The organism is Mesorhizobium sp. WSM3873 (genome assembly GCF_001672445.1).
Classification (GTDB): Bacteria; Pseudomonadota; Alphaproteobacteria; order Rhizobiales; family Rhizobiaceae; genus Mesorhizobium.
The window spans coordinates 103572-128034 of sequence record NZ_LYTM01000009.1; the positions used below are offsets into that span (position 1 = coordinate 103572).

20 protein-coding genes and 1 pseudogene are annotated in these 24463 nt (G+C 62.2%); 4 read left to right on the plus strand and 17 right to left on the minus strand.

Annotation, left to right across the window (positions count from 1 at the left end; all coding sequences use genetic code 11):
• The 9 genes and pseudogenes from A9K71_RS08305 to A9K71_RS08345 form a co-directional block, all read right to left on the minus strand.
• A complete protein-coding gene (locus A9K71_RS08305; protein WP_066993211.1) occupies window positions 1-996 on the minus strand; it encodes a 4-hydroxyproline epimerase in 996 nt (331 codons plus the stop codon).
• 68 nt (window positions 997-1064) lie between these two features.
• Window positions 1065-2396, minus strand: coding sequence for an FAD-binding oxidoreductase (locus tag A9K71_RS08310; protein WP_066993085.1), 1332 nt, complete (start codon window positions 2394-2396; stop codon window positions 1065-1067).
• Entirely contained in the window at window positions 2393-3910 is a 1518-nt protein-coding gene (locus A9K71_RS08315; protein ID WP_066993088.1) for an aldehyde dehydrogenase, read from the minus strand. Before A9K71_RS08315 ends, A9K71_RS08310 begins: the two co-directional genes overlap by 4 nt.
• Complete coding sequence (locus A9K71_RS08320) at window positions 3895-4815, minus strand: dihydrodipicolinate synthase family protein (RefSeq protein WP_066993091.1); 921 nt, start codon at window positions 4813-4815, stop codon at window positions 3895-3897. Before A9K71_RS08320 ends, A9K71_RS08315 begins: the two co-directional genes overlap by 16 nt.
• 100 nt (window positions 4816-4915) lie before the next feature.
• A complete protein-coding gene (locus A9K71_RS08325) occupies window positions 4916-5956 on the minus strand; it encodes a betaine/proline/choline family ABC transporter ATP-binding protein (protein WP_066993214.1) in 1041 nt (346 codons plus the stop codon).
• Window positions 5949-6834: pseudogene (locus A9K71_RS08330) on the minus strand (proline/glycine betaine ABC transporter permease). Before A9K71_RS08330 ends, A9K71_RS08325 begins: the two are co-directional and overlap by 8 nt.
• Window positions 6835-6979: 145 nt before the next feature.
• Window positions 6980-7972 (minus strand): glycine betaine ABC transporter substrate-binding protein, encoded by a 993-nt coding sequence (locus tag A9K71_RS08335; RefSeq protein WP_066993094.1) that lies wholly within the window; start codon window positions 7970-7972, stop codon window positions 6980-6982.
• Between the two features lie 553 nt (window positions 7973-8525).
• Window positions 8526-9398, minus strand: coding sequence for a dihydrodipicolinate synthase family protein (locus A9K71_RS08340; RefSeq protein WP_066993217.1), 873 nt, complete (start codon window positions 9396-9398; stop codon window positions 8526-8528).
• Between the two features lie 21 nt (window positions 9399-9419).
• Window positions 9420-10778, minus strand: coding sequence for an FAD-binding oxidoreductase (locus A9K71_RS08345; RefSeq protein WP_082980398.1), 1359 nt, complete (start codon window positions 10776-10778; stop codon window positions 9420-9422).
• A 132-nt stretch (window positions 10779-10910) separates the two neighbouring features.
• On the opposite strand from A9K71_RS08345, the gene A9K71_RS08350 reads away from it, so the two are divergent.
• A complete protein-coding gene (locus A9K71_RS08350) occupies window positions 10911-11819 on the plus strand; it encodes a LysR substrate-binding domain-containing protein (protein WP_066993098.1) in 909 nt (302 codons plus the stop codon).
• 47 nt (window positions 11820-11866) lie between these two features.
• Here A9K71_RS08350 and A9K71_RS08355 read toward each other — a convergent pair whose 3' ends face one another.
• Window positions 11867-12868, minus strand: a complete 1002-nt coding sequence (locus A9K71_RS08355; RefSeq protein ID WP_156752612.1) for a helix-turn-helix domain-containing protein — start codon at window positions 12866-12868, stop codon at window positions 11867-11869.
• 135 nt (window positions 12869-13003) lie between these two features.
• Between A9K71_RS08355 and A9K71_RS08360 the strand changes: the two genes are divergently transcribed.
• Window positions 13004-15001, plus strand: a complete 1998-nt coding sequence (locus tag A9K71_RS08360) for an FAD-dependent oxidoreductase (protein WP_066993220.1) — start codon at window positions 13004-13006, stop codon at window positions 14999-15001.
• A 106-nt stretch (window positions 15002-15107) separates the two neighbouring features.
• Window positions 15108-16760, plus strand: a complete 1653-nt coding sequence (locus A9K71_RS08365) for an ABC transporter substrate-binding protein (RefSeq protein WP_066993102.1) — start codon at window positions 15108-15110, stop codon at window positions 16758-16760.
• Between the two features lie 121 nt (window positions 16761-16881).
• On the opposite strand, the gene A9K71_RS08370 is transcribed toward A9K71_RS08365, so the two are convergent.
• Complete coding sequence (locus tag A9K71_RS08370) at window positions 16882-17568, minus strand: GntR family transcriptional regulator (protein WP_066993109.1); 687 nt, start codon at window positions 17566-17568, stop codon at window positions 16882-16884.
• Between the two features lie 200 nt (window positions 17569-17768).
• Between A9K71_RS08370 and A9K71_RS08375 the strand changes: the two genes are divergently transcribed.
• A complete protein-coding gene (locus A9K71_RS08375) occupies window positions 17769-18749 on the plus strand; it encodes a GlxA family transcriptional regulator (protein ID WP_066993111.1) in 981 nt (326 codons plus the stop codon).
• Between the two features lie 37 nt (window positions 18750-18786).
• Here A9K71_RS08375 and A9K71_RS08380 read toward each other — a convergent pair whose 3' ends face one another.
• The 6 genes from A9K71_RS08380 to A9K71_RS08405 form a co-directional block, all read right to left on the minus strand.
• Window positions 18787-19947, minus strand: coding sequence for an ABC transporter ATP-binding protein (locus A9K71_RS08380; RefSeq protein ID WP_082980399.1), 1161 nt, complete (start codon window positions 19945-19947; stop codon window positions 18787-18789).
• Entirely contained in the window at window positions 19940-21082 is a 1143-nt protein-coding gene (locus A9K71_RS08385; protein WP_066993114.1) for an extracellular solute-binding protein, read from the minus strand. Before A9K71_RS08385 ends, A9K71_RS08380 begins: the two co-directional genes overlap by 8 nt.
• A complete protein-coding gene (locus tag A9K71_RS08390; RefSeq protein WP_082980400.1) occupies window positions 21079-21921 on the minus strand; it encodes an ABC transporter permease in 843 nt (280 codons plus the stop codon). Before A9K71_RS08390 ends, A9K71_RS08385 begins: the two co-directional genes overlap by 4 nt.
• A gap of 13 nt (window positions 21922-21934) precedes the next feature.
• Window positions 21935-22771, minus strand: coding sequence for an ABC transporter permease (locus tag A9K71_RS08395; RefSeq protein ID WP_245299558.1), 837 nt, complete (start codon window positions 22769-22771; stop codon window positions 21935-21937).
• Window positions 22772-23080: 309 nt separating this feature from the next.
• Entirely contained in the window at window positions 23081-23512 is a 432-nt protein-coding gene (locus A9K71_RS08400; RefSeq protein ID WP_066993122.1) for a hypothetical protein, read from the minus strand.
• A 216-nt stretch (window positions 23513-23728) separates the two neighbouring features.
• Entirely contained in the window at window positions 23729-24451 is a 723-nt protein-coding gene (locus A9K71_RS08405; protein ID WP_066993125.1) for a haloacid dehalogenase type II, read from the minus strand.
• Window positions 24452-24463 lie beyond the last annotated feature (12 nt).

The window sequence follows — 24463 nt, forward strand, 5'->3', positions numbered from 1 at the left end:
TCAGCGGATCTGGAACCCATGCGCGAGCGGATCGCGATCGTCGACGAAGATCGTATTGTGGCCGATGATCTGCGCCCAGGCGTCGATGCTCGGCTTGATGCCCTTGAACGGACCGATGTTAGTTTCCACCTCGACGCGGCCCTTGAACACCGTGCCGATCAGGCTCTCCTGACGGAACGTCTCGCCGACCTTCAGGCGGCCCTTGCCATGCAGTTGCGCCATGCGCGCCGACGTTCCGGTGCCGCCCGGCGATCGGTCGATCGCCTTGTCGCCGTAAAACACCGCGCCGCGGCCGTCGCCATCGCCTGAAGGCCCGTCGCACCAGATGGCATGATGCACGCCGCGTATCCTGTCATCCTCCGGATGGATTGGATCGCAGTTAGGCGCCAGCGCGTCGCGCAGCCGCCGGCTGAGCTCGACGATGTCGCTGGCCGACATGCCGTCCAGACCGTGCCAGTTCTGTTGCGGCTCGACCACCGCGTAGAAATTGCCGCCATAGGCGATGTCGACGACGAGCCGGCCGAGACCAGGTAGATCGACGCCGACATCGGCGGCATGCAGGTAGCTCGCGACGTTGAACATGCGCACGCTTTCGACGAAGGCGCCCGGCTTGTCATACTCGATGTCGACCCTTCCTGCCGGCGTCTCGATCGAGAGCTTGCCCGGGACGCGCGGCGTGACGAGCCCTTCTTCGAGCGCCGCCGTCACCAGTCCGATCGTGCCGGCGCCGCACATGGGCAGGCAGCCGCTGACCTCGATGAAGATGACGGCGAAATCGCAGTCCTCGCGGTAGGCCGGATAGATGATGGCGCCCGACATGATGTCGTGTCCGCGCGGCTCGAACATCAGCGCTCGCCTGATCCAGTCATGCTCGCGCATGAACAACTCGCGCCGCTCGGCGATCGGAGCGTGCGGCAGCAAGGGGCCGCCGCAGGCGACGAGCCGGACCGGATTGCCGCAGGTGTGGGCGTCGATGCAAAAGAAGCTGCGGCGCATGATCTTTCTCATTTCCCATCAAGTGGACGTCGCCATCCGGGCCACGTCCTCACATTGCCCCGCCAGGCTCATCCCTCGCGGCCAGCACGCAATTCCTGCAAACGGATCACCGTGTTGATGCCCATCCACGCGAACGGCTCGGGAGGAAGCCGCGCGGGTTGCGGTTGATCCGCATATTTGTCGAGCATTTTCGACCGGGTGCCGGTCGCGAGATCCGCGGCCATCACGCCCGCGAGCGTGCTTTTGACGGTCCCAAGACCGTTCTCGCAGCACGCCGAATAAAGGCCGTCATCGATCTCGCCGAAGGCCGGCACGTGGTTGCGGCTGAGGCAAAGCCGTCCGGCCCAAACATATTCGAACGGCACATCCTTGAGGTCCGGAAACCTGGCATCGAGTGATGCCCGCTGCTCGGCGGCGATGCCGGCCAGGCGCTTCTCGCTGACCCGAACGGGCCAGTCATAGGTGAACCGGGTCCGGATCACGATCCGCGAGAGCCCCTCGCTGGTTATCTTCCGGACCGTGGCGCCCATCGGATCGGCCGGCAGCAAGGCCCACCGGTCCTTGCCGGTCGACTTCGCGGTGAATGGGGCGGTCATCGATGCATAGGTGAAGATGTGCATCAGGCGGCCGCGGAAGTAACCGAAATCGTCGATATGGCCGTTGACGCCGAGGATGACTTTCGGCGCGGTGACGCTTCCGGTGCGCGACACCGCCTTCCAGGCTCCTCCGGCCCGGGTGAGCTTGAGCACCGGCGAGTGCTCGAAGATGTCGACTTTCGGTGCGAGCCCCGCCGCGAGCCCGCGGATATAGTCGGCGGGCTGGATCATCACGGCACCGGGCGTGTGGATGCCGCCGAGATAGTAGGACGACCCGGTGATTTCCCGCATGTCGCTCGCGTCGAGGAAGCGATGCTCTTCGCCGATCGTCTTGAGCGAGCGGCCGTAATTGGCATTGAGTGTCATGCCGCGCTCGGTCGCCGCGGCATTGATCTTGCCCGAGGGATCGAAGGTGCGCGCGGACAGCCCGTATTCCGCGGCCGCCTCGGCGGCGAAAGCGATCGCGAAGCGGTTCTCGGCGATCTCCGCCTTTGTTTCGGCCTCACCGGCGACGGAATATTCGCCCGACGACAAATTGTGCGGGGTGTCGATCATATAGCCGGAATTCCGGCCGGCGGGGCCTTTGGCGACCTCTCCGGCTTCCAGCAGGACGATCCTGTCGCCGGGCCGAAGCTGGGCGAGGCGCCGCGCGGCGGAGAGGCCGGCGAAGCCGCCGCCGATGATCAGCCAGTCGGCCTTGATGTCGCCGTCGAGCGTGCGGACCGGGAAGCAGCGTCTGCTGATCGCCTCCCAGCCAGAGATTCCGGATTCAGCCGGAAGCCGCTTGACGACGAGATCGCTCACCGGACGGTCTCGTCGACCGAACGGTCCGAAACGTCGATCCAGACCGTCTTCAGTTCGCAGTAATTGTCATGCGCGAAGACCGACTTGTCGCGCCCGCCGAAGCCGGATTCCTTGTAGCCGCCGAACGGTGTCGTGGCGTCGCCTTCGCCGAAGCAGTTGACGGTGACGACGCCGGCGCGGATCTCGCGGGAGAGCTTGATCGCCTTGCGCAGGCTCCCCGTGTAGACGGATGCGGTCAGGCCGTAGTTCGTGTCGTTGGCGAGCGCGATCGCCTCGCCCAGCGAGTTGAACGTCGTCACCGACAGGATCGGCCCGAAAATTTCCTCCTGGAAGAGGCGGCTCGCAGGGGTGACACCGTCGACGACGGTCGGCTCGATATAGGCGCCCTTATGCGTGGCGCCGCCATGGGCGACCAAGAGCTTTTCGGTCTTCACGTCGCCGAGGAAGGATTTCACCTTCTCGAAATGGGTCTTGCTGACCAGCGCGCCGATGCGGTTTTCAGGGTCGAGCGGATCGCCGGTCTTCCATTCGCGCATGTAGGCGCCGATCCGCTCAAGCAACTCGTCCTTGATCTTGGCGTCGACGATGAGCCGCGAGGTGGCCGAGCAGTTCTCGCCCATGTTCCAGAACGCGCCGTTGACCACCTGTTCGGCGACGAGATCGAGGTCTTCGGCGTCGTCGAGAACCACGGCCGGGTTCTTGCCGCCGCATTCCAGCACGACGCGCTTGAGGTTGGAGTCGGCCGCGTAGCGCAGGAAACGGCGGCCGGTCGGCGTCGATCCGGTGAAGGCCACCATGTCGACGCCCATATGCATGCCGATCGGTTCGCCGACCTCCTTGCCGCCGCCCGGCACGACATTGAAGATGCCGGCCGGGATGCCGGCCTCATGGGCGAGCTCCGCGACACGCAGCGTGGTCAGCGTCGTCTCCTGGGCAGGCTTGACGATGACCGAGCACCCGGCCGCAAGCGCCGGGCCGATCTTCCAGGCCAGCATCAGCAGCGGAAAGTTCCACGGCAGGACGCAGCCGACGACGCCGACCGGCTCGCGCACGACCATGGTCAGCGCCTTCGAGCCAACGGGCGCGGTGTTGTCGTAGAGCTTGTCGATCAGCTCGGCATGCCAGCGGATGGTATGGATCGTGTCCGGCACATCGACGGTCTGGCATTCGCGGATCGGCTTGCCGCTGTCGAGGCTCTCCATGACCGCGAGTTCGTGGCGGTTGCGCTCCAGAAGCTTCGCAAACTTCAAAAGCACGGTCTTGCGCTCGCCAGGCGCGAGATGCTGCCAGCGGCCGTCGTCGAAGGCCTCCCTGGCCTTGGCCACGGCGAAGTCGACATCGCTGGCGTCGCAAGCGGCGATGTCGGCAAGCACCTCGCCGGTCGCCGGATTGGTCGTCCTGAAGGTCTTGCCGGAATTCGCCGGGCGGAAGGCACCGTCGATGAAGGCATTGGTCGGGAATTGAATCTCGGCGGCGAGCGCCTTGTATTCGGCGGCGGTCAAAGGCTCATGCATTGGTTTGCTCCCGACGTGATCTGGGCGACCGTCCGCTTCAGCGTGGCGACGACAGTCTGGAGGGATCGCTTTTCTTCCGAATTGAGAGGCCGCAGCGGAGCGCGCACGCCGCCTGCCTTCAGGCCGATCAGCTCGCATCCATGCTTGATCGACTGGACGAACTTGCCGCATTCGAGAAAGTCCATCAGCGGCAGCATCGCGCTCATGATGGCGCGGCCCTTGTCGAAGTTCTTTTCGAGCACGCAGGCCTCGTAGAGCGCGACGTGCTCGCGCGGCAGGAAGTTCGAGCCGGCGCAGACCCAGCTCCTGGCGCCCCAGGCGAAGAATTCCAGCGCCTGGTCGTCCCAGCCGCAGGAAAGCGAGATGTGCGGGAACTTGCGGGCAAGCCGGTGCAAATTGCCCATTTCGCCGGAGCTTTCCTTGATGGCGACGACGTTGCGGGATTTGCCGACGCGGGAGAAATACTCCTCGCCCATCATCACGCCCATGCGGGCCGGATAGTTGTAGAGCATGATCGGAAGGTTGGCCGCGCGGTCGACGGTGAGCGCATGAACCGCGTTCTCGCGCTCCGTCGGCAAGGCATATGGCGGCGACGAGACGAGGATCGCGTCGGCGCCGATCTCCTTTGCCGCCTTGGCGTACTCGACCGAATCTTCGGTCCTGGTCGCGCCTGTGCCGATGACCAGCGGAAGGCGGGTGCCGATCACCTGCTTGGCGTATGCACCGAGCTCGAAGCGCTCCTGGGCGCTTTGGGCATAATATTCACCGGTCGATCCACCAACGATGATGCCGTGCACCTTGGCTTCGATGAGCGACTCCAGAACATCCGCGAAAGCGGCGTCGTCGATCCGCCCGTCGGGGCCGAGCGGCGTGATCGCCGGTGTATAGATGCCTTCGAATTTCAAGATAATTCTCCATCAATGGAGTGGCGATTTCGATCAATAGGCTGTTCGGCAAAACAGGGGCGTTTGCGAACTCTCGCGTCGTCGCTTTCAATTGCGTACCTCACGCGACCGCCCCGGATGAAAGAGCCGCCGTGATCTGCCGCAGCGAAATCAATCCGAGCGGCCGGCCGCCGTCGCCTGTGACGAAGGCTGAATCATAGGAGGAGTTCGTCAGTTCCTTGGCGGCGGTCTCGAGCGTCAAGCCGGACTTCAGCTTCGGCAGCGATCTGCTCTCGGATTGCAGCAAGGATTCCATGATGGCATCGACCTTGATGAAGCGGCCGCGATTGACGTCCTTCACAAACCGCTCGATGTAACCGTCGGCGGGGCGCAACAGGATGTCCTGGCTGTCGCCCTGCTGGATGATCGAGCCATCGCGCAAGATGACGATCTGGTCGCCGAGTCTCAGCGCCTCATCGAGATCGTGGGTGATGAAGACGATGGTCTTTTTCAACTCGGTCTGCAGTTCGAGAAGCATGGTCTGCATGTCGGTCCGGATCAGCGGATCGAGAGCCGAGTAGGCTTCGTCCATCAGCAGGATCGAGGCATTGTTGCTCAGCGCGCGCGCAAGTCCGACGCGCTGTTGCATGCCGCCAGACAGTTCGTTCGGATAGCGCGTCTCGAAGCCGGAAAGCCCCACGCGATCGATCCAGCCCATGGCCGTATCGCGGCTCTTGGCCGCTTCGACACCGCGCACCTCCAGGCCGAACGTCACGTTGTCGATGACGGTCCTGTGCGGCAGGAGTCCAAACCTCTGGAACACCATCGCTGTGTGATTGCGTCGGAACTCCCGCAGCTCCAGCTCGGACATGTCGAGGACGTTACGCCCATCGATCATGATCGAGCCGGACGTCGGCTCGATCAGGCGGTTGATGTGCCGGATCAGCGTCGACTTGCCCGAGCCCGACAGACCCATGACGACCTGGATCTTTCCGGCCGGCATGGAGATGTTGATATTGTTCAAACCCAGGATTTGCCCGTGCACCTTTGCCAATTCGGCCTTGGTCATGCCGCTGCGGACCGCGTCGACATGTTGCGCCGGCGACTTTCCGAATATCTTGTAGAGGTCACGGATTTCGATTGACGCGTTGTTGCTAGTCATGTGCTGCACCCCGGTGCTTCTGCAGGCGATGCCCATAGGCCTGGCTGATGCGGTCGAAAATGATCGCGATGCCGACGATGGCAAAGCCGTTGAAGATGCCTTGCGTGAAGTACTGGTTGGCGATGGCTTGCAGAACGTTGAGCCCGAGCCCCTGCACGCCGATCATCGAGGCGATGACCACCATGCCGAGCGCCATCATGATCGTCTGGTTTATGCCGGCCATGATTGTCGGCATGGCGAGCGGGATCTGCACTTTCCAGAGCTTTTGCGAGCGCGAGCAGCCATAGGCGTCAGCGGCCTCCAGGACCTCCTTGTCGACCAGGCGGATGCCAAGGTCGGTGAGGCGGATGATCGGCGGGATGGCGTAGATCACCACCGCGATGAACCCCGGCACACGGCCTATGCCGAGCAGCATGACGACCGGAAAAAGATAGACGAAAGGCGGCATCGTCTGCATGACGTCGAGCACCGTCTGCATGACCCCGCCAACGCGCTTGTAGCGGTTCATCAGGATGCCGAGCGGGATGCCGATGGCAATGGCGAAGATGGTCGAGGTGAAGACAAGCGAAATCGTCTTCATCGCATCTTGCCACAGGCCAAGAAGGCCGATGGCGATGAGCGTACCGACGACGGCGGCGACCACGGCCCAGCGCCGTGCCGCAAACCAAGCGATGACGGCCAGGGCGATCACGACCAGGGGCCAAGGCGCGTTCGAGATGGTGCTTTCGAAGAAGATGAGGACGCGCTGCAGCGGATAGAAGAAATCCTCGATCGAGACCGTAGCCACGCGTCAGCGCTTTCAAAGCGCCGTCGATGGCCCGCTTGACCGCAAGCAGGAATTCGGGGTCGAGTTGAGGGAATCTGAAAAGCCAATCCATGTCGCGATGCCCTATTGTGAGTGCGCCACAGGCGACACATTGCCGGCCACAGGCCGAGAGCAGGGAACGAAGGCTACGCCGACAGACCGAGCCGCATCGGAGGCCTTGAGAATCCTCAAAGCCTCCACTTGCTCGGTTGCCAGATTTAGAGCGCGGCCTTGACCTTTTCGGCGACGTCAGCCGGGACCCACTTGGTCCAGACTTCCGGCATGTTCTTGATGAACCACTTGGCGCCGTCCTCGCCGTTGGCCTGGTTGTCGGTCATCCACAGCATCACCTTTCCGACTTCGGCCTGGGTCCAGCTGCGCTTGGCGAAATAGTCCTTGACCGGACCGACGTCGTCACGCGAGGTGAACTTGCTGCTGGCCAGCGTCACCATCTCTGCCTGCTTCCAGTAGTTCGGCTTCGGATCGGGGCAGTCCTGCTTGGAGGTGCAACGCGCCCACTCGGCATCGTCGTGAGCCATTTCGAGGCGCACCATCGGATACTTCACCAGCAGCGATGTCGGCGCCCAATATTGCGCGAGAAATCCCTGCTTCTGTTCATAGGCCTTGGAGATGACGCCATCGAGCGCTGCAGCCGAGCCCGTTGGGACCAGCTCGAAGCCCTTCTTGTCACCCTCGATGGCCTTATAGAGCTGCGCCGTCACGACCGTGTCGCCCCAGCCCTGTGGGCCCTGGATAACGCCACCCTTGGAAGGGTCTTCCGGAGCCGGGAACAGCTCAGGATGCTTCATGGCGTCGTCGACGGTCTTGATGTCGGGATGCGCGTCAGCGACATATTTGGGAATGTACCAGCCGGAAACCTGTCCGTCGCTGATCGCGGTGCCGATCTGGCTGATCCGCCCCTCGGCGGCGCCCTTGGTATAGACGTCACCAAGCAGGCTTGGCGTCGATTCCGAAGAGATATCCGGCTGGCCCTTCTCGATCATCGCGGTGATCGTCGGCACGGTGTCTCCAGCAACCGTCGTGGCGTTGCAGCCGTAGCCGTTCTTCAGGATGAACTGGTCGACATTGGACATGGCCTCGGCCGACTGCCAGCTGAAGACCGCCAAAGTAATGTCGCCGCAGGCCGCGTGTGCGGCTCCGGCGCTCAGCAGAGCCCCAAGGGCAACGGCGGGAAAGAGCAATCGTCTCATTGTGTTCTCCTCACTTTTTCGCGTGGCTTATTGATGAACCGACACCGAACCCACGCCGCCCGGCGAAACTGAGCCTGCGACTAGCAGGTGATGCAAAACGGCGGTCTCATCGTCTCCCCATTGCTTGGTAGATCGCGATGTCCCCGCCTGCTTCTGGCTGCGGAGGCGCCACTGAGGCCTTCGGCCGACACTTCGTGCGGCAGATCGATAATGAAACCGGAGTTGCGGCCTGCAGGTCCGGCGCATTCGATGGGGCGCAAAATTGCACACGGGGGCGCCAGAGTCAACGAATTGTATTATCTGCGTACACAGATTTTATAATCAGATAACACATAGCCTGCCCAAAGATCGTTCACCAGGCGCTTCGTCGGCGGCCGGTACGAGATTTCTCGCACACCTGTTCCCGGGGCTTGTCGTGCCGTCCTACGTGCTCCAGCCCATCAAATCGGCGGCAAGGTCGGCGGAAGGCTGACCGGAAGAAGGTCTTCGCAGCCAGCTTTTCTTGTTATGTTACGCATGCACGTTCCCTCTCATTAGGGCCGATGACAGGACCTCAGCCAAGCAGAGGCCCGAGCGAATGCCGCAGACCCGCCTCTTGCTCGGACGAGAGCCTCCTTAGCGGCTTGCGGACGTTTCCGGTGCCGAAGCCGCGCAGCTGCGCTGCCCTCAGCACCGATGGGGTGTATGGCCCCCGCCAGATGAAAAGCAGTGACGGCAGCATCCGCTGCCAAAGCTGGAACGCCTCGTCATACTGTCTGGCGGTCACCAGCTCGTACAATCTGACGGCTTCGTAGGGCATGTAGTTGGCTGCCCCCCAGATCACGCCGCGAGCCCCGGCCAAGAGCGCGTAAAGAGTGGTCGTGTCGCAGCCGTTGAGGACGGCGCCTCGCGTGCGCAGGAATTCCTGGTGCACGGTGAAGTCGCCGGCGCTGTCTTTGATGTACCTGAAGTTCTTGAGCCCGCTGAGGCGGTCGAAAAGCGCCGCCGATACTGAAATTCCGGTCGCCTGCGGGATGTTGTAGCCGACTATGTCGATGCCGACAGCCGCATCGATTTCCTCGTAGAAGCTGAAAATGCCGTGCTCGTCGGATGGCCCCTCGAAATAGGGCGGCAGGACCATCAGGGCGTTCGCCCCGACGGACTCGGCTTGCCGCGACCGCCGGATCACCTCCTCCACGTTGAGCGCGGAGCTTTGGCAAATCAAATTGCATCGGCCGGCCACGAGCTTGACACCAACGTCGTACAGGCGGTTGCATTCGCTTTCGGTCAGGTAGGGGTGCTGTCCGGTGCCGGATCCCAGCACCAGGCCGTGCACGCCGGCGGCAAGATACTTCTCGATCAGTTCTTCGAAGATTGCGAAGTCGATCGCTCCATCCTCGTCGAATGGGGTCTGCATCGCCAGATTGATGCCCTTCAGGTCGCTCATTTCCATTCCTCTTCGATTTGACTAAACCTCTGCGCCCGCCTGCTTGAAGCGAAGCGCCGTCGCGATGCGGACTCCCATGGCGGTGATCAGCCTTGGATAGGGTCTGCTTGGCCGGGCCCGGCCTTTCAGAATCTCGATGACCGGCGATGAAAGACCGGCAGCGACTTCGGCAACCGCCTTGCCGAAGGCGGCGCCCCTGGCCACGCCCGTTCCGTTGCAGAACGCGGCTCCGTAGACGTTCTCTCCCAGCTCGCCGAACACCATGCCGCCGTTTTGCGCCAGCGTCAGGAGACCACCCCAACTGGCCTCGAATCCGATGTGCGAAAGTTCGGGCCAGCGACGCTCGAACGCCACCTGCTGTTGAATTCGCGCCCTTTCGACATCCTGCGCGGTCGTCTTGAAATCACGCGCGTAGGCGTAGACGTTCCGCAGGAAGAGCCGGTTGTCGCGGGTGCGCCGTACCGTCGTTCCGAAGCTGTTCGCCGGTATCAATCCATACGCATTCTGTTGCCCGACAGACGCCAGCTCCGACGCGGTAAGCTGCCGCGTCATGCTGGCGAACGTATAAAGCGGGATGGCGCGATTGTTGAAAAAGCCGAACTTGGTCAGATAGCCGGATGCGCAGATGATGACCTTGGCTGATTTGATGATGCCCGTGGGCGTCTCGAAAACATGCCGGGGCTTGCCGAATTGCACCGCCACGATTGGCGTGTTCTCGTGGACGGTGACGTTTTTGGGAAGCTGACGGGCAGCGTTCTTCAGGTATTTCGCCGGCTGCAAGAGAATTGTGCCGGGATGGTGTATCGCCTTGATGTAATGCCTGCTGCCGGTGATCGACTGGATTTCCGGCAGATCGACCCAGCGATGCTTTTGTCCGAGCCTGTCCAGCGCCTTGGAGAAACGACCCAGATCGTCGACGCCATGGGCTGTTGCAGCGCTATGGTACTTGCCTTGTGGGTCCCAGTCGCAATCGACGCCGTGTTCCTCGACCGCGCTGCGAATGTAGGCAATCCCGTCCAGATTGACGAAGAGCTCCTCTTTGTTTCCCTTGATGTCTTCGACGAAGTCGCGCTTGCGGGGGTTGTGCGCGAGATCGATCACAAACCCCATGCATCGGCCGGATGCGTTGTCGCCTATCCGGCCGGCATCGACGAGGAGCACGCAGGCGTCCGGATGGAGCTCGGCATAGCGCCGCGCTGCATGCAATCCCATCCAGCCGCCGCCAATGACGAGACAGTCGCAAGACACGTCTCCCTTCATCGGCACGGCGGCCAGTTCCGAGCCTGATGTGCTGTACCAGCCCGAGACCGTGGGTTCAGCGTGAGGCGCTTGCACCGGTATGCGATGTGTCGGCAATTTCTGGAGCAAGGGATCTGCCATGTTCAAGGCGCGATCGGACCGTTTGGTGCCACCCGCAGGGCCAGCATCGCGATTTCATCTCTGAGATGAATAGAACACGCGGGCGGCACGGCTCGTAGACTGAAAAGAAGCTGCCTGATATAAATTGCATCTATGTCAAAGCTTCGCAGCCTCGTTCCGTCGACCCATTCCCTGTTCGTGTTTGAGGCAGCGGCCAGAAACCTGAGCTTCAAGCGGGCGGCCAGTGAGCTCAACGTGACCCAGCCGAGCATTTCCCACGCGATCAAGATGCTCGAGAGACATTGCGGCGTCGCCTTGTTTTCGCGAGACAATCGCGGTGTGCACCTCACCGAGGCGGGGCGTCAGCTTCACGAGGAGGTCCGCACGAGTTTCCGGCGGATGGAGCAAAGTCTCGAGGCCATTTCCGACCGCGGCACCAGATACATCACATTCGCCGCCTCGACGTCGCTCGCAGCTCACTGGCTGGCGCCGCAGCTCTATCATTTTCAGGGCGATCATCCGGATATCAGGATCAGGGTCGTAGCCACCGACAGGGACATCGAACCCGATCAGGACATAGACGTGACCGTCTGGGTCCGGCCTCGAGACTTTCAGGACCCCAACAGCTGGTTCGTCTGCGACGAAGTGATCTTCCCGGTCTGCTCGCCAAGCTACCTTTCGGCTCATGCCGAGCTGCGCACGGTCGACGATCTCGGCCGTCACCGGTTGCTCCATTCGTCCGACGCCTACCGCAAGCGCATGGGCTGGCCCGAATGGGTGGAATTGGCGGGAGGCGATGGCGCCAGGATCAAACCCGACATCGTCTTCAACGACTATCAGCTAACGCTGCAGGCGGCGCTTGCCGGCGAGGGGATCGCGCTGGGTTGGTCGCTGACGGCCCAGTATCTTCTCAGCAACAAGCTTCTCGTGCGCCCGCTGCGGTCGGAAACAAGAACCGACAGGGCCTTCTTCCTGCTGACGAATGATCGTACGGGCCAAGGCCGAAAATCGCGCGAGCTTGTGGACTGGTTCATGGCTCAATCGAAAGAGCTTCGCTCGTAGCGCGATTGGCTCTCCGGCGGCGGCCTTCATTCGCTCCCGGAGCCGCATCAAAGTTTTCCAATGCGTCTGAACTGCTCCGGCGTCATCGAAAAGTGCTTTTTGAAGGTGCTGCAGAAATGCGCGGTGTCGCAGAAGCCGGTTTCATAAGCGATCTCGGTCACGCTGCGCCGCCGGCTGGCAAGCAGTTCACGCGCAGCGATTAGACGAATGCGGCGCCAGAATGCCGCGGGCGCGGTTCGGAGATCGGCCAGGAAGGCTCGGTTCAAGCGCGCTTTGGAGGTGTTCAGAGAACGCGCGAGCTCCTCAATCGAGCACGGCGTATCGATACGGGTCTCCATCACTTTCACGGCCTCCACGGTCAGCCGCGACGCTGCCCCAAGAGCCTCCTCATACGGTTTCGTCCTGAGGACAATCCGCGGCTCTTCGGGTTTGAACAGAAGGTAGTTAAGGGCCTTCTGAGCCCTGCCGGCATTGCTGTAATGCGCAATAAGGAAAGCTGCGACCTCGATAGCCACGATGCTTCCCGGACATGTTACGATGTTGCCGTCGATGACATAATTTTGGCTGGTGACCGGGCTGACATCCTGAAACCTGGCGGCGAACTCGCCCAAGGTGTCGAAATGCAGAGCGCATTCACGATGCCTGAGAAGTCCAGCCTGAGCCAGCACAAAGCTGCCAGTGCACAAGCCGATGATGGGAATGCCACGTTTGTCCGCGGCCTGCAGATAGTCAAACGTCGCCGCCTGGATATGATCCATGTCCCGCACCAGTCCGCCGCAAACGGCTATGCAGTCATAGGCGCTCGGATTTTCCAGGTTTCCTGTCGCAACCATCTCAAGACCGCAACTGGCACGCACCGGTAGCGGCCCTGCCGAGATGAAATCCCACGCGAAATAGACCTGCCGGCTCTGATCCTGCTTGTCGGCGGCCAAACGCAGGGCATCCACAAAGCTCGCCATCGGCGTCAGGGTGAAGCTTGGGCAAAGGATGATGCCGATCTTGAGGTAGGGGAGCCCCACGCGATCGGGGGTTTTCAGCGCAGGTGTCAATTGGGCCTACTCCACGACGTCTGGCGAACCGTTCCATTTCTTATGAAAAATGCACCGAAATCACAATTCTGGAATTTCGCGACCCGCTAATGTTCGGTCGGTTCCAATCCGATGGGCGTTCGCGGCGAAACTGAAATGACGCTAAAGCCGGCTTTCCCGAAAATCCTCGAGCCGCTCCAACTGCGCCACAAGGCGCTGCGCAACCGGATCAATTTCGGGGCTCACACGGCCAACATGGCCGAGGACGGTCTGCCTGGAGCGCGGCACCTGGGCTATTACCTGGAGCGGGCCAGGGGAGGCGCGGCCATGATCGTGGTCGAGCCGATGCCGGTCCATCGCACGGCTCGGTTGACGCGCGGCAATTTCCGTCACGACGATGATGCGGTGATCTCCGGTTTCAGGGCGATCACCGATGCATGCAAGGCCGAAGGCGCGGTGATGGTTCACCAGCTTTATCATGTCGGCCAGCATGGGGATTACGACAATTCCTACTCGGCGAACTGGTCGCCATCCGGCCTGCCGTCCTATCACGATGGAGACGGCAGCCACCGGATGCGTGAAGCCGAGATCGAGGAGATCATCGAGAGCTTCGTTCGCGCCGCTGTCCGAGCGAAGAAATGCGGTTTCGATGGCGTGGAATTGTTCGGCCCCTACAATTCGCTCATCGAGCAGTTCTGGCTTCCCTGGTCGAACCGGCGCGACGACCGCTGGGGTGGCTCGTTCGAAAACAGGATGCGATTCTCGACCGAGATCACCTCGCGCATTCGTGCGGCCGTCGGTGAAGAGTTCATTATCGGCCTCGCGTCGAGCATCGACACCTCTGTCGACGTGGGGATGAACACGGAACTGCTCCAGGAGATTGCCGCGTATCACGATACGCGGACGCTGATCGATTACATCAGTTGCGGCACGGGAAGCTATTTCGACCACTCCTCGGTAATGCCGACCTTCCTGTTTGCCGACAAGCTTGGCGCTCCCAACGCCGAGGCGCTGAAACAAGTTTGCAAACACACCCGCGTCCAGGCGGAAAGCCATATCCGGACACCGGAGAATGCCAACGAGGTTATCTCGTCGCGGCAGGCTGACATGATCAGCATCGTTCGCGGACAGATCGCCGATCCCTATTGGGTCAGGAAGGTGGAGAGCGGCAGGGACGCCGACATTCGCGGCTGCATCTCGTGCAATCAGATGTGCTGGGGAAGGCGGTCGAGAGACTATTGGATCTCGTGCCTCGTCAATCCTTCGGCCGGCCGCGAATTCGAGTGGGGCGGCGATCGCTTCGGGCCGGCCGAGACGCCGAAGCGTGTGCTCGTCGTGGGAGGCGGCCCGGCCGGTCTTGAAGCGGCTCGCGTCGCCGCCGAGCGCGGTCACAGCGTGACGCTCGCGGAGGCCGGCCCACAACTCGGCGGGCAGTTCAGGCTTGCGGGCTTGCAGCCTCGCCGGTCTCAAATCCTGGAGCTGATCGACTGGTACGAACGAGAGTTGAGCAGGCTGGGCGTGACCGTCTTGTTCAATACCCCGCTCGATGCTGGGGAGATTGCCGGCCGCGACTTCGAGGAAATCGTCATTGCGACGGGCTCGCAGCCAGCAGGAACCGGTTTCCAGCGTGGACTGCCTGGGCAGGACCGCCTTCCGGGTGTGGACTTGCCCAATGTCTGGTCCGTCGAGGACGTGATGACCCGGACGGCACGGCTGGGCGACCATGTGCTCCTCATCGATGACACCGGTGATTGGCGGAGTCTCGGCACCGCTCTCGAAATCGCCGCGTCTGGCCATCGCGTCACGGCCGTCACCTCCTGGCCGGTGCTTGGACGTTACCTGCAGCGGACGGAAAGCGATGGCGTGGCGCGGGCCAAGCTCAAGCGCGCCGGCGGCGAATGGATAACCGACTCCGTGGTCAAGGAATGGCATGGCGACCGCGCGACGGTCAGGTGCCACCTCGATGGCGCCGAGACCGTCATCAACGCCGACACATTGATCCTTGCGACCACCAACGTCTCGGACACCTGGGTGCTGGATGATCTCGAAGACCTGGCACCTGCGCTGAAGCCGAACGTCATCGGCGACGCCTTGGCGCCGCGGCTCGCGGTGGCTGCAATCTACGAGGGGAGGGTGCTTGGCCAATCCATCTAGGCCGCAGGCCAACGGCCGGACAACGCCAGCCCCTTCTTCGGCCAGCGGCGCGCATTGGCTGGGGCAATACGTGAGAGACAAAAATCGTCAACAGGGAGCATTCGAAATGAAGTTCTTCAAAAGCGGAGGAACCCGCGTACCAAAAGCGATAACGCGCATGGCCAAGGACGCTCGTGAGGGCCTAATGGACCGGCGCGAATTCCTCGCGATTGCGAGCGCGTTCGGCGCATCGACCGCGGTCGCTTACGGCATGGTCGGCCAGGCCGCGCCGACGCCGGCGCTCGCCGAGGAAGGCAAGAAGGGCGGAACGCTTCGCGTCGCCATGGTGGTGAAGCAGCAGAAGGATCCGCGGACCTATGATTGGGTCGAGATGGCCAATATCAGCCGCACCTGGCTGGAGCCGCTGGTCAGGTATACCCGCGAATTCACTTTCGAGCCGGTTCTCCTGGAGAGCTGGGAGGTCAACGGCGACGCCACCGAATACCTGCTCCATGTCCGCAAAGGCGTAACCTGGAACAACGGCGACGCGTTCAACGCCGACGATGTCGTCTACAACTTCAGCCGCTGGTGCGACAAGAACGCGCCCGGCAATTCCATGGCGGCACGCGTCAACAGCCTGGTCGACCCGAAGACCGGCAAGGTGCGCGAAGGCGCCGTTACCAAGGTTGATGACTACACCGTCAAGCTCACGCCGAGCGACCCGGACATCGCCATCATCGCCAATATCACCGACTATCCGGGCCTGATCGTGCACCGGAATTTTGACGCCGACGGCGCCAATCCGGTCACAAAGCCGATCGGGACCGGTGCGTTCGAGCTCGTCTCCTACGACGTCGGCCAAAAGGCCGTCGTCAAGCGGCGCGAGAGCGGTAAGTGGTGGGGTGGCGAGGCGCTGCTGGATGGGATCGAGTTCATCGACTACGGAACCGATCCAGCCGCGATGGTAAGCGCCTTCGAGTCCGGCGAGGTCGATCTCAACAATGAGACCGGAGCGGACTACGTCGAGATCCTGGACAAGGTTGGACTTCACCAGACCGAGATCCAGACCGCGACCACGCTGGTTGCCCGTACCAATGTCACGCACAAGCCCTATGACGACCAGCGAGTGCGCAACGCTCTCCAGATGGCCGTCGACAACAACGTCGTGCTTCAACTCGGCTATGCGGGGCGCGGCACGGTGGGCGAGAATCATTTTGTCAGCCCTATTCACCCCGAGTACTACCCCTTGGCCAAGAAAGCCCGCGACCCGGCAGGAGCGAAGAAACTCATGGCGGAGGCGGGCCAGGCGGATTTCGAGCACGAACTGATCACCGTCGACGATGACTGGAACAAGAGCACGGGGGATGCGATCGCGGCTCAGCTTCGCGACGCGGGCATCAAGGTCAAGCGCACGGTGATGCCCGGCTCGACGTTCTGGAACGACTGGACGAAGTATCCTTACTCTCTGACCGTTTGGTACATGCGCCCCCTTGGCGTCCAGGTTCTGGCGCTGGCGTTTCGCACCGGCGAGGCCTGGAACGAAACGGGCTACTCCAATCCGGAGTTCGACAAGAAGCTCAAGGAGGCCTTGTCGGTGAGCGCCCCCGAAAAGCGGCGTGAGGTGATGAAGGATATCGAGACCATCATTCAGGACTCGGGGATCATCATCCAACCTTATTGGCAGAAGCTCTACAATCACATGAGCATTAAGGTGAAGAACTACTCCATTCACCCAACGTTCCAGATGGATCTGCAAAAGGTCTGGCTGGAACAGGCCTGACGGATCGGTGCCCCGGTGGCGGCCGCGAAATCTGCCTCTAAGCGGGAGATTTCGCTGCCGGCACCGGGCCGGCAGCAGGCGTTCTTCCTATCCCGGCCGCAGTCGCTTTCCTAAGCGGCCGTCAGTTATCGCCGACCAGCGCGTCCGCCTTCATGCCCTGGGGCGCGATGAACATTTCCATGTTCTCGCGCGACAGTTCCCAGTGCTCGAACACGAGGTCGACGACGGCGTCCTCCTCATGCGCGCCGATGGCTGAGATGAAGCCGTCATGATGTTCGACCGCCGTCTGCAGCCGCTTGCGCATGTCGTCATTGCGTGGGCGGAAGAAGGTATGGCCGATGCGGGCGTGGTCGATCAGCAACCTGCCGAGGCTTGGTTGAAGATAGGCGTTGGCGGACATCTCGCCGATGATCTCGTGAAACCTGTTGTTCTCGACCACCATGGAAAGCGCATCGCCCGACTTGCTCGCGGCACGAAAACGCTCCTGCGTGTCCTTCAGGTCTACCATCTGCGAAGGCTTGAAATTCTGCACGGCCAGCCGGCCGATGGCGGCGTAGACCATCGGGGCAACCAGGAAGAATTGCCGAAGGGTCGAATGGTTCATCGGAACGACCCTGGCGCCCCGGTTCGCGCGGATCTCGATATAACCTTCGCCCTCCAGCCGGCGGAAGATTTCCCTGACCGGGGTCCGCGACAGGCCATAGCGCTCGCTCAGCGCCACCTCGTCCAGATCCTCGTCAGGATCGAGCTCCATTGTCAGGATGCGACGCTTCAGATCGTCATAGAGACTGCCCTTGCTTCCCTTCATGGCGCACCTTCGGAATCATCCTTGCCAATCGACATACCTGGCACGGTTGGAAGAGTCGCATGCGCTTGCAAGTGAGTCAACGGATTGTATTTTCTTGGTACACAATATATGACCGGATGGATCGGTGGCCCAAATGACAGCCCGGACGGCGATCTTGTCTGAATGAGCTTCGGATAACGCAAGGGACAGGTCCGCAAAGCATGGCCAAGAAGTTTGCGTTTCTCCTGGTGCGCGATTTCACTTTGTCGCCGCTGTCGCTTTTCATCGACACGCTGCGTTTGGCCGGCGACGAGGGCGATCGCAGCCGCAGGGTGGAGTTCGACTGGCAGATCGTCGGCGAGCGCGGCCTGCCGATCCGGGCGAGCTGCGGCGTCGAATTGCTGCCGACCAAGGCGATCGGCAATCCGGAGGATTTCGACAACGTCGTCGTGGTTGGAGGTCTGCTCGACACCAACCGCAATCTCAGCGCTGAAAAGGAGGCCTTCCTTCTGCGGGCCGCCGACAAGGGCGTGCCGATAACCGCGCTGTGCACGGGAAGCTTCGTGCTGGCCCGCTATGGCTTGCTGGACGGCTACAGCGCCGCCGTCAGCTGGTTCCACATCAAGGATTTTCGCGCCGAATTCCCCGATGTGAATGCGCATGCCGACAGCCTCTATTCCGTCGACCGCGGCCGCGCGACATGCGCCGGCGGCACCGGCGCGGCAGACCTTGCCGGTTATTTCGTGTCGCAATTCATCGGTCAGAAGGCGGCGGAAAAGGCCGCCAAGATCCTCGTGCTCGATCGCATCCGCAACATCCGGGACGTGCAGCCCGTCGGCGATCTGTTTCCCGAAGCGTCGAGCCGTGCGGTGAAACGGGCCTTGCTGCTGATGGAAAGCAGCCTGCAGGAAAAGATATCGGTCACCGAGATCGCAAGCCGGTTGAATTGCTCCCGGCGCCAGCTCGAGCGTCTTTTCGCGACCGAGCTGGGCACGAGCCCGATGGCCGCGTACCTGGCGCTCAGGGTTCACTACGCCAAGTCGCTGCTGGAAGGCAGCGACCTGCAGATAGGCGACATCGCCTACAGATGCGGCTTCGAAAATGCCGGGCACTTCAGCCGGGTATTCCGCCAGCACACTGGCATCACGCCGACCAACCTCAGGCATCCCGGCCGCTTGGCTGCTCAAGCGGCGAAGCAATGAATTCCTGAAGGCCGATGCGGACGAGGGCCTTGGTGCCTTACGAAATCCGCTGCCCGTTCTCGTCGAGCAAAACACAGCCGCTCGGATCGAACCCGACCTCGATGATCTCGCCCTCCCGGACGATGCGGCCGTTGATCGGCGCGTTGGCGCGGATGCTCGTCTTGCCGCCGAAGTCGATCTCGTAGATGGCGCTGCCGCCGAGATAGGAGGTCGAGACGACCCGGCCGGAGAGCCGGTTGCCGCCTGCTGCAGGACCGACCGACAGTTTCTGCGACCGCACCACCACGGTGACCTTGCTGCCCGGCGCCAGCGGCCGCGGCGACGTTACATGGACGGTCTGGCCGGCGGCAAGCGTCACCGCTATCTGCCCGTCGGATCTGCTGACAGTGCCGGCAAGCATGTTGGCCTTGCCGAGGAAATCGGCGACGAAGGCGGTGGCGGGCCGCTCATAGACTTCCTCCGGCGTGCCGATCTGCTCGACCGAGCCGGCGTTCATCACCACGATGCGGTCCGACATGGAGAGCGCTTCTTCCTGGTCGTGGGTGACGAAGATGGCGGTGATGCCGGTTGCCTTCTGGATCTTCTTGATCTCGACGCGCATCTCCTCGCGCATGTTGGCGTCGAGCGCCGACAGCGGCTCGTCGAGCAGCAGCACCTGCGGCTCGAAGACGATGGCCCGCGCCAGCGCGATGCGCTGCTGCTGCCCGCCCGACAATTGTGAGGGCAGCTTCTTCTCGCTGCCCGGCAGCCGCACCATGTCGAGCGCCTGGCCGACCCTGCGCGCGATCTCGGGCTTCGGCACGTTGCGATACTTCAGGCCGAAGGCGACATTGTCGAACACGCTCTTGTGCGGGAACAGCGCGTAGCTCTGGAACACCAGGCCGATGTTGCGCTTGTAGATCGGCACGTCGTCGACCCGCCGCCCATCGATCATGATCTGGCCGCCCGAAATGTCGACCAGCCCGGCGATGGAGCGCAGGATCGTCGTCTTGCCGCAGCCCGACGGCCCAAGCAGGGTGACGAAACTGCCCTTGCGGATCGACAGCGAGAAGTCGCGCACAGCGACGAACTTGCCGTAGGCGATGTCGATGTCGCGGAACTCGACCGCCGGCTGCTCCGCATCCATGTTGGGAGCGGTGCCGGGTGCCCCGGCCGAGACCGGCCGGGGGCTGAGTGACGCTTGGCTTCTGTCAGGCACCTTTCGCGATCCTGTCCCATTGTTTGGTCCAGGCGTCCTCGTTGGTCGCCCAGTAGACCGGATCGGCGAAGGTCAGCGCCTTCATCGAGCCGGTCTTGTCGAAAGCCGGCAGCTTCTCGATCTTCTCGGTGAGCTTCACCTTGGTCGGGTCGAGCGACGGCGGGTAGCTCTGGCCCTCGGCCACCGCGATGGAGGTGGCCGGATCGAGCATGAAGTTGATCAGCTCTTCGCATTCGGTCATCGGCGAGCCTTTCAGGATCAGCATGTCCTCCATCCAGGCATAGGAGCCAGCAGGATCGAGATAGCCGATCGGATGGCCCTGATCCTGCAGGGCGGCGACGCGGCCCGACCAGGCGTCGGTCACCACGATCTCGCCCTTGGACAACAGGTCCATCAGTTCCGCGCCGGAGCTCCAGAATTTTTTGGCGAGGTCGCGCGTCTCGCGCACCTTGGCCCAGATCGTGTCCATGTCCTTGATGTTGTTGGGATCCTGTCCGGTGGCCAAAGCCGCGTACCAGACGCGCGTGGTCATGTCGGCATAGCCGCCGACCTTGCCGGCGTATTTCTTGTCGAGCAGCAGGCCGGCACCCTTTTCCTTCGCCTCCTCGGGCGAGATCACCTTGGTGTTGTAGGCGATGCCGGTGGTGCCGTAGTCGTAGGGCACCGCCGAGAGCTTTGGCGTCAGCTTGCGGAACGGCTCGATCATCGGCTGCAGCACATTCGCCATGTTGGGAATGTTGGCCTCGTTGATCTCCGAGTTCATGCCGGCATTGACGTATTTGATGTAGTAGTTGACGCCGGACGAATGCACGATCTGGAAGTCGCCGGGCTTCGCCGTCTTGATCTTGGTGATGATCTCGTTCTCGTCGCCGAACGTGCCCTGGACCACCTTGATCTTGGTCTTGGCCGTGTAGGGCTGGAAGGCGTATTTGTCGATCGCCTCCTGCACGGTTCCGCCCCAGCCGTCGAAGCGCACCTGCTCGACCGCGGCGAGCGCGCGGCTCATCCACGGCATGGAGAGGCCCGCCGAGGCCGCGGCGGCGGCGGTCAGGCTTAGAAAGGTGCGGCGGCTCAAATCGCCGTTCACGTAGCGGTCATGCAGCCGTTCCAGCCGCTTGGTGGTGGATAATTTCATTTTACTTCCTCCTTTGGTTCGCCTCGTCTTCTCAATTTTGTCAGGCTTTGCATGAGAACGCCGCCGATCAGCGGGATGCCGACGGTCACCAGGATCATGACCGTGCCCAGCGCATTGATCTCCGGGCTGATCGAAATCTTCAGCATCGAAAGGATTTGGGTAGGCATGGTCTCGACGCCCGCCGGCCGCCAAAACAGGCTTGCCGAGGTGTTGTCGAACGAGATGGTGAAGGCGAGCAGCGCGCCCGCCACCACCGCCGGGATGAGCAGCGGCAGCGTGATCTCGCGGAAGGACGAGAAGCGCGAGGCGCCGAGCGAAAGCGCGGCCTCCTCATAGACGCGCCGGATGCCCACCATGCGTGCCTGGGTGATCAGCACCACATAGGGCACGGCGAGCAGAATATGGCCGAGCACCAGGAGGAGCATCGTCCGCGGCTGGTCGACCGCCTTGATCAGCACCAGGAGGCCGACGCCCAGAATGGTTTCGGGCACCAGCGCCGGCAAGATCACCAGCGTGCTCAGCGTCTGCTTGCCGGGGAACTCGAAACGCACCAGCGCGAACGAGGTGACGACGCCGATCGCGGTGGTGGCGGCCGCGGTGACCAGAGCGATCCACAGCGACGTCCGGAACGCGGCCAGCACCGCCTCATTGGCCATCAGCTTGCCGTACCATTGCAGCGAAAAGCCGGTCATCGGGAAGCCGCCGAACATCGAGGCGTTGAACGACAGGATGACGGTCGCCGCAATCGGCGCGAACATGAAGATGTAGACGCAGAGCGTGACGAAGCCGGTCAGCCGCCAGGCCCATCTGCCTTCCTGTTTCCGGCGTGCAGGCTTCATCCGCCCAATCCCCTCATCCTCCAAGGCCTTTGACGATCTGCGACATGCCCATGTAGCGGGTGTAGATGGCGGCGAAGAAACCGAGCACGACGAACAGCACGATCGAAAGCGTGGCGCCCATCGGCCAGTTCAGCTCGCTCATGATGGTGTCGTAGATCAGATTGCCGAACAGCGCGTCGCGGCCCGAGCCCAGAAGCTGCGGCGTCACATAGCTGCCGGCGGCAAGCACGAAGCAGAGCAGCAGGCCGGCCGCGAGGCCGGGCAACGAAAGCGGCAGCGTCACCTCGCGAAACGCTTGCGCGCTGGTGCAGCCCATCGAGCGGGCTGCCGCAATCAGCGTGCGGTCGATGCTTTCCAGGCTGACATAGACGTTGAGGATCATGTAGGGCAGCAGGAAATGCAGCAGCCCCATGATCACCGCGCCCTCGGTGTAGAGCATCGGCAGCGGCTCGCTGACAATGCCCAACTTTATGAGCGCCACGTTGATGACGCCCTGTTCGCCGAGAATGTTGATCCAGGAAAAGGTGCGGATGGTGAAGCTGATCCAGAACGGCACGATCAGCAGGAGAAGCAGCAGCCACTTGTGCTTGAAGCTCGTCGCCCAGATGAAATAGGCCGGAAAATAGCCGAGCACGCCGCAGAGCAGCGCGGTGATGGCGCCGACCCGCAGCGTCTTCAACAGGAAGCCGTGATAATAGCTGTCGGTGAGGAACTCGTGCCAGTTCGCGGTTGTCAGCGCGCTGGTTTCCACGCCGGCGGTGACGAAGGTGAAGAAGGTGTAGACCGACATCACGGCGATCGGCAGCACCAGGAAGAAGATCAAGAGCAGCAGCACCGGCGCGATAAGCATCCAGGCCAGCCGTGGATCATACAAGGTCCATCGATTTTTCATGCGCACCCGAAGGTCCGCGCTTTCTTTGAAGCGCTTCTGTTCCCGCAGCTCAGATTGGGTGATTGGGCGCGCGATGTCTACAGGCGGCGATTGAGCCAGAGAGCCTCCGATTGTTGGCGATGGCGTCGTGCCGTGCCTCCACGCAAACAGTCCAGGCAAGCAAGGAAAAGGGCCCGACATCGGGCCCTTCCCATTCTACCGGACACTCGGTGCGGCTGGATCAGGTAGCGCCAATTGGCGGAGGGAAATGTCCGCTTTGACCACCCCTTATTTCAGCCCAATGGTCATGCCGCTGAGATCGGCATTGATCTGCAGGCCTACCTGCCGGCCTGTGAGCTGGAGCTCGGCGCCCTTGTCGTTGGTCATGACGATCACCTGAGCGCCTCTGCCGAGCGCGCCGCCGCCGCCCGCTGCGCCGTACACTCCCGCCACGTCGCGGGCGCGGCGAATGTGGCGCACCGTGCCTTTGAAATAGGTCTTGGAAGCCCCGAAGGCGAGGCCGCCCGAGATGCCGCCGATTGAGATGGGATAGTTGCGACCACGGAAGGTCAGCGTGCCTTCGCCGCCGGCGCCGCCGATGAAGAAGGCCGCCTTATAGATGGAGAAGCGGATCGTGCCGCTGTCGGCGTGAGCTGCGCTGGCAAAGCTCACGCCGACAGCGGCGATGACCGCAATCGCGGCTGAACGAATTCTGGACATGGTGAGACTCCTCGAAAGCGCCGATTGCCCAACCGGCAGGGCACGTCAGCGTTGTATCAAACGATAGCTGAACAGTCTCGCAGGTCTTTTGGTTCCAAGGCTCGCGGATTGAATCGGGTTGCGGGAGGATGCCACGCAAGCAGGCGGCGTGGCGTCGTCGGGCTATCTCCGTCATCCGCCTCGGCCCGGTCGGTGCCTCCTCCACGCGCTGCGGCCTCAGGCGCCCAATTCTTGCCTGTGCGCCTTGACGAGGTCGGCCATGCTGTCGAAGCGGAAATCCACATTTGGCATACCGCCGGGGTGCATCGTGGCGCCGAAGCCCTGGTCGGCATGACGGCGATAGATCCAGCACGATGCCAGGCCGACGCGATTGGCGGGAGCGTGATCATGGAACATGCTTTCGGCCGTGTGCAGGACCTTGCTTTTCTCCACCCCGATCGTCGCCAGCTTTTCGAGCATATAGTCGAAGTTGCGGGCGGAGGGTTTGTAGGAGCCGATGTCCTCTGCCGTGTATATCGCGTCGAAGTCGACGCCGAGCTTCTTGTTGCTGAACGAAAAGCTCTTGTTGTCGACGTTGGAAAGGATGATCAGCTTGTAGTGCTGCTTGAGATACCGCAAGGCTTCCGCCGAGTCGGCAAAGGCCGGCCAGTCCTTCACGCTTTCGCCATAGGCAATGCATTCCTCCGCGGTGGCGACGACGCCCCATTCCTCGGCAAGCCGCTTGTACACGATCGGCAGAAGATCGCGGTAGCGTTTTGCCGGAGTCCATTTCTGCTGGCTGGATTCGTGCCGGGCATGCGCCTCGAGGATCTCGTCGCGGCTCAAACGGCGGCCGGCGCGCTCTGTCAGCGGCTTCAGGCCCTCGATCATGCCGGATTCCCAGTCGATGAGCGTGCCGTAGCAGTCGAAGGTCAGGGCCTTGAAATCGGTCAGCTTCATGGAATTGCACTC